The 1,586-nt window shown below is 65.8% G+C and carries 1 protein-coding gene; it reads left to right on the forward strand.

All coding sequences use genetic code 11. The features are described 5' to 3' along the window. The first annotated feature begins 222 nt into the window (after positions 1-222). Entirely contained in the window at positions 223-1,506 is a 1,284-nt protein-coding gene (locus ABGB16_RS33640) for an IS110 family transposase (protein ID WP_347672086.1), read from the forward strand. The last annotated feature ends 80 nt before the right edge of the window (positions 1,507-1,586 follow it).

The following is a 1,586-nucleotide window of genomic DNA, read 5'->3' on the forward strand; positions in this document are numbered from 1 at the left end:
CGATCATGGGAAAAGTTCCTTGGCTGCTCTATGAGCGGGCCCGTTCCGGGCTGAAAATGAGTGCGGTCGCTCGCTGACGCCGTGTGCGCTTGGTCTTCGAGGCCGTGGAAAAGTCGGGTGTGGGGAGCTGCGACATGGGCCCTTCATTGTTGCTTCGAGCACGCGGATCAGCTTCGCTTTCGTCTCCAGCAGCTCCCGCGGGCGGCCGCCCTGTGACCGTCGATGGGAAGGACTGGGGTGCTGGAGTCGACTCAGGACAACGAGGAGATCATCGAGCGGATCGCGGCGCTCGACATCGGTAAGGCCGAGCTGGTGTGTTGCGTGCGGGTCCCGGGCCAAGGGCCTGGAGGCCGGCGGCGGCAGGAGGTGTCGACCTACTCCACGATGACCCGGTCGTTGCTGACGATGGTGGACCGGCTCCGGGAACTGGGCGTCACCCGGGTGGTGATGGAGTCGACCTCGGATTACTGGAAGCCCGTGTTCTACCTGCTCGAAGCGGCCGGTGTCGACACGTGGCTGGTCAATGCCAAGGACGTCAAGCATCTGCCCGGACGCCCGAAGACGGACCGACTCGACGCGGTCTGGCTGTGCAAGGTCGCCGAACGGCAGATGATCCGGCCGAGTTTCGTGCCGCCGGCACCGATCCGTGAGCTGCGGGACTTGACCCGTTACCGGGTCGATCTGATCGCCGCCCGGACGGCGGAACGCAGCCGGGTCGAGAAGCTGTTGGAAGACGCCCAGATCAAGCTGAGTGTGGTGGCCAGCGACATCTTCGGGACCTCTGGTCGGGACATGATGGCCGCGTTGATCGCGGGGCAGCGAGACCCGAAGGTTCTGGCGCAGATGGCCCGCAGCCGTCTGCGCACGAAGATCACCCAGTTGGAGGATGCGTTCGTCGGGCGGTTCACCGAGCATCACGGGTTCCTGCTGGCCAAGATGCTGGCCCGCGTCGATGCGATTACCGCGGACATCGCCGAGGTCAACCAGCGTATAGAGCAGGAGATCGGCCCTTTCGCTGATGCCAGTCAGCGTCTGGACGAGATCCCTGGTGTCGGCCCGGCCACCGCTCACGTGATCATCTCCGAGGTCGGCGTCGACATGAGCCGGTTTCCCACCCCTGCCCACCTCGCCTCGTGGGCGCGGTTCGCTCCAGGAGTCAAGGAATCAGCCGGCAAGAGCAAAGGCTCCGGTTCCACCGGTCACGGCAACTCCTACCTGGCCCGGGTCCTGGGTGAGGCCGCGGTCGCCGCCGGCAAGACCGATACCTTCCTGGGCGAACGTTATCGGCGCATCGCCAGACGCCGTGGTAGCAGACGCGCCATCGTCGCCGTCGGCCGTTCCATCCTGACCATCGTGTGGCATCTGCTCCGCGACCCGACAACCCGGTTCACCGACCTCGGATCCGGCTTCTACGACACCCGCGTCAACCCCGAACGCCGCAAACGCAACCACGTCCGCCAGCTCGAAGCCCTCGGCTACACCGTCACCCTCGCCCCGGCCGCCTGACCAACCCCACAGCAGGATCAATCCCGGCTCCGCCGGGATGCTGCCGCCTGCCCACTCACCGTCCATTTTCGGATCAGCGC

The sequence above is a fragment of the Micromonospora sp. B11E3 genome, assembly GCF_039871625.1.
In the GTDB taxonomy this organism is placed as follows: domain Bacteria; phylum Actinomycetota; class Actinomycetes; order Mycobacteriales; family Micromonosporaceae; genus Micromonospora.